This window comes from Micrococcus sp. HMSC31B01 (genome assembly GCF_001816085.1).
GTDB lineage: Bacteria > Actinomycetota > Actinomycetes > Actinomycetales > Micrococcaceae > Micrococcus > Micrococcus luteus.
Genome location: NZ_KV825347.1, coordinates 1 through 4058, shown reverse-complemented (window position 1 = coordinate 4058; position 4058 = coordinate 1). Strand labels below are relative to the sequence as shown.

At 75.5% G+C, this 4058-nt stretch carries 3 protein-coding genes and 1 pseudogene; all 4 read left to right on the top strand.

From position 1 onward, the window contains the following. Nucleotides 1-239, top strand: a pseudogene (gene murD / locus HMPREF3105_RS10625) (UDP-N-acetylmuramoyl-L-alanine--D-glutamate ligase); the annotation flags it as partial. A gap of 43 nt (nt 240-282) precedes the next feature. Continuing rightward, entirely contained in the window at nt 283-1575 is a 1293-nt protein-coding gene (ftsW, locus tag HMPREF3105_RS10620) for a putative lipid II flippase FtsW (RefSeq protein ID WP_070709560.1), read from the top strand. Next, complete coding sequence (gene murG / locus HMPREF3105_RS10615; protein WP_010078501.1) at nt 1572-2702, top strand: undecaprenyldiphospho-muramoylpentapeptide beta-N-acetylglucosaminyltransferase; 1131 nt, start codon at nt 1572-1574, stop codon at nt 2700-2702. Before ftsW ends, murG begins: the two co-directional genes overlap by 4 nt. Beyond that, the coding region (gene murC, locus HMPREF3105_RS10610) for a UDP-N-acetylmuramate--L-alanine ligase (RefSeq protein WP_070709559.1) at nt 2699-4058 on the top strand (1360 nt) is incomplete at its 3' end. The genes murG and murC, both read left to right, overlap by 4 nt.

The window sequence follows — 4058 nt, the reverse complement described above, 5'->3', positions numbered from 1 at the left end:
TCGCCGCGGCCGACGGCACCGGCCCCGCCGACGGTGCGGCCGTGATGGCCGAGGCGGTGCGTGTGGCCGACGGCCTGGCCCGCCCCGGCGACATCGTGCTCATGGCGCCCGCCGCAGCGTCGATGGATCAGTTCCGCTCCTACGCGGCCCGCGGCGACGCGTTCATCGAGGCCGTTGCCGGGCTGATGCGCGAGCACGGCTGGGACGTGCACGACGACGCCGCGCCCGACGCCGACTGACCCGCCGCCACCCGACCGTCTCGCTTCCCCCGTGAGGAGGGCCATGTCCCCGATCGAGCTCCGCCCGGTCCGCCCCCGCGCGGCCGACGACGCCCCCGAGCACCGGGAGCGGATCCTGCGCCGGATGTGGCGGGTCCTCGAGGGCCGCCGCGCCCTCGACCTGTCGGTCCTGCTCATCAGCGGCTGCACCGCCCTGCTCACCGTGCTGGGGCTCGTGATGGTGCTCTCTTCGTCCTCCGTCGAGGCGATCGGCACCGGCGGCGGCTCGTACGCGCTGTTCCTGCGCCAGAGCGCCTGGGCGGTGGCGGGCGTGGCGGCCCTGCTCGTGTTCTCGCGCCTGCCGGTGCGCGTCCTCAAGGCGCTCGCCTGGCCGGCGTTCGGCGTGGCCGTGATCCTGCTCGCGCTGGTCGCGTTCTCCCCGCTCGGCGTCACCGTGGGCGGCAATCGCAACTGGCTGGGCATCGGCGGGTTCCGGATGCAGCCCTCCGAGGCCGCCAAGCTCGCCCTGGCCCTGTGGGCGGCGGCGGTCCTGGAGCGCAAGCACCGCCTCGTCACCCAGGTGCGGCACGCGCTGATCCCGGTGCTGCCCGGCGGCCTGTTGCTGCTGGTCCTGGTGATGGCGGGCAGCGACCTCGGGACCGCGATCATCCTCGCGATCGTGCTGGCCACGGTGCTGTACGTGGCCGGCACCCATTGGGGGGTCTTCCTCACCTTCCTGGCGCTGAGCGTGCTGGGCATCCTGGCCCTGACCCTCCTCGCCCCGCACCGCATGGTCCGGGTGCAGGCCTGGATGGGGGACTGCTCGGACGCCACCGACCCCTGCTTCCAGCCGGCGCACGGGATGTACGCCCTGGCCTCCGGCGGCTGGTGGGGCGCGGGCCTCGGCCAGTCCCGACAGAAGTGGAGCTACATCCCGGAGGCCGAGAACGACTTCATCTTCACCATCCTCGGCGAGGAGCTCGGGCTCGTGGGCACGCTGGTGGTGCTGCTGGCCTACCTCGGCCTGGCGATCGGCATCTACCGCGTCGCCGCCGGGACCACGTCCACGTTCATCCGCCTGTCCACGTGGGGGATCCTGGCCTGGCTGGTGGGCCAGGCGGCCGTCAACATCGCGATGGTCTCCGGGGTCATCCCCGTGGTGGGCGTCCCGCTGCCCTTCATCTCCTATGGTGGTTCCGCGCTCACCCTGTCCTTGAGCGCGGTCGGCATCGTGCTGGCCTTCGCCCGCCACGAGCGCCGCCGTGCCGCCCAGCCGGACGCCCGCCCCCAGGCGGACGAGCCGGACACCGACCCCCTCCCCGTGATCCCCACCCCCGCCCTCCAGGAGCCCCGATGACGCAGACCTCTCATCCCTCCGGACCCCTGCGGGTGGTGCTGGCCGGCGGCGGCACCGCCGGCCACATCTCCCCGATGCTCGCCATCGCCCGCGCCCTGGAGGGCGACGGCGGCGGTCCCGTCGAGTGCACCATGGTCGGCACCGCCTCCGGCATGGAGACGCGTCTCGTCCCCGAGGCGGGCTACGAGCTCGACCTGATCGACCGGGTCCCGATGCCGCGCCGCCCGTCGATGGACGTCGTCCGCTTCCCGGCCCGCATGCGCGCCGCGGTCGCCACGGCGGCCCGGATCCTGCGGGACCGGCGCGCCGACGTCGTCGTGGGCGTGGGCGGCTACGTCGCGACCCCCGTCTACCTCGCCGCGTTCCGTGCCGGTGTGCCCGTGGTGGTCCACGAGGCCAACGCCCGCCCCGGCCTGGCCAACCGCATCGGCGCCCTGCGGGCCACGCACGTCGGCACCGCCCTGCCGGACACCCGCCTCCGCGGCGCCCGCTGGGTGGGCATGCCGATGCGCCCCGAGATCTCCGGTCTGGACCGGGCGGCCGCCCGCCGTGCCGCCCGTGAGGCCCTCGGCCTCGACCCGGACCGGACCACCGTCGTGGTGACCGGCGGCAGCTCGGGTGCGCTGGCCGTGAACCGCACCGTGCGCGCCGCGCTGGGCGACCTCCTGGACGCCGGTCTGCAGGTGTTCCACCTGACCGGTCGGGACAAGGCCCTCACCGAGGACGACGGCAGCCTGCTGGTCCGGGACGGCTACGTCCAGCGGGAGTACCTGGCGGGCATGGAGCAGGCCTACGCCGCCGCCGACCTGATCGTCGCCCGCTCGGGCGCCGGCACGGTCTGCGAGGTGTCCGCGGTCGGCCTGCCCGCCGTCTACGTCCCCCTGCCCATCGGCAACGGCGAGCAGGCGCTCAACGCCCGCCCCGTGGTGGAGGCGGAGGGAGCGCTGCTCGTCCGCGACGACGCCTTCGGGCGCGCGTGGGTGCAGCGTCAGCTGATCCCGCTGGCGACCGACCCTGAGCGTCTCGCGCGCATGGGGGAGGCGGCCGCCCGCTTCGGCGTCCGGGACGCGGACGTCACCATGGCCGGCCTCGTGCGCTCGGCCGCCCAGGAAGGAGCCCGGCGATGAGCCGAGACGAGAGCACCCGTCCCGCGGCCGAGGGCCGCTTCGCCGACCTGGGCCGCGTGCACCTGCTGGGGATCGGCGGCGTCGGCGTGTCGGGGGTCGCCCGCATCCTCCAGGAGCAGGGCGTCGCGGTGTCCGGCTCCGACGCGAAGGACCTGCCCGTGATGCGCGAGCTCGCCGCGGGCGGTGCCCGGATCACGGTCGGCTACGATGCCGCGCATCTCGGCCGGGACGTCACCACGGTGATCGCCTCCTCGATCGCCGGGCCGGGCAACCCGGAGCACGACGCCGCCGTGGCGCGCGGACTGCGCGTGCTGCACCGTTCCGAGGGCCTCGCCCTGGCCATGCGCGGCCACCGGGTGCTGGCCGTCGCCGGCACGCACGGGAAGACCACCACGTCCTCCATGGCCGCCATGGCCTTCTCCGACGCCGGCTGGGACCCCACGTTCGCGGTCGGCGCCGCCGTCGCCGGGCTCGGCACCAACGCCCGGGCGGGCCGGGGCGAGTGGTTCATCGCGGAGGCCGACGAGTCCGACGGCACCCTGGTGAACTACCCGAGCACGATCGGGATCGTCACGACCGTGGAGGCCGACCACCTGGACCACTACGGGACCGAGGAGGCGGTGCACCAGGTCTTCCGGGACTTCGCGGGCGGGCTGCCGGCCGCCGCCCAGGGCGGGGTCCTCGTGGCCTGCCTCGACGACGCCGGCGCGGCGGACCTGGCCGCCTGGGCACGGGAGCACGCGGCCGCCGACGTCGTGACCTACGGCTCGGCGCCCCGTGACGGCGTGGCGCCGGACCTGCTGGTCACCGACCTCGCGGTGGAGCCGGGCGAGACCGGAGTGGGCCAGCGCGCCACGTTCCGGATGGCGGGCGGCCCGGAGCGCACCCTGCATCTGCAGGTGCCCGGCCGGCACAACGCGCTGAACGCCGCCGCTGTGGTCCTGGCCGCCGTCCGGGCGGGCATGGCCTTCGAGGCCGCCGTGCGGGGCGTGGAGGCCTTCCGGGGCACGGCCCGCCGCTTCGAGTTCCGCGGCGCCGCGCGCGGCGTGCGGGTCTTCGACGACTACGCGCACCATCCCACGGAGGTGGCCGCCGCGGTCTCCGCCGGCCGTGCCGTGGCCGGCGACGCCCGCGTGCACGTCCTGTTCCAGCCCCACCTGTTCTCCCGCACCCGGGACTTCGCCGCCGAGTTCGCCGCCGCCCTCTCCGGGGCGGACGCGGTGCGCGTGCTGCCCGTGTACGCGGCTCGGGAGGAGCCGATGCCCGGCGTCGACTCGTCCCTCATCGCCTCCCGCCTCACGACGGGCGCCGCCGAAGACCGCGTCGTCGCTGAGGACCGGGCCGAGGCGGTGCGCT

What these genes read in the sequence shown, in the direction of transcription:
- murG (WP_010078501.1), top strand. Translation starts at nt 1,572, where the DNA reads ATGACGCAGACCTCTCATCCCTCCGGACCCCTGCGGGTGGTGCTGGCC.
- ftsW (WP_070709560.1), top strand. Translation starts at nt 283, where the DNA reads ATGTCCCCGATCGAGCTCCGCCCGGTCCGCCCCCGCGCGGCCGACGAC.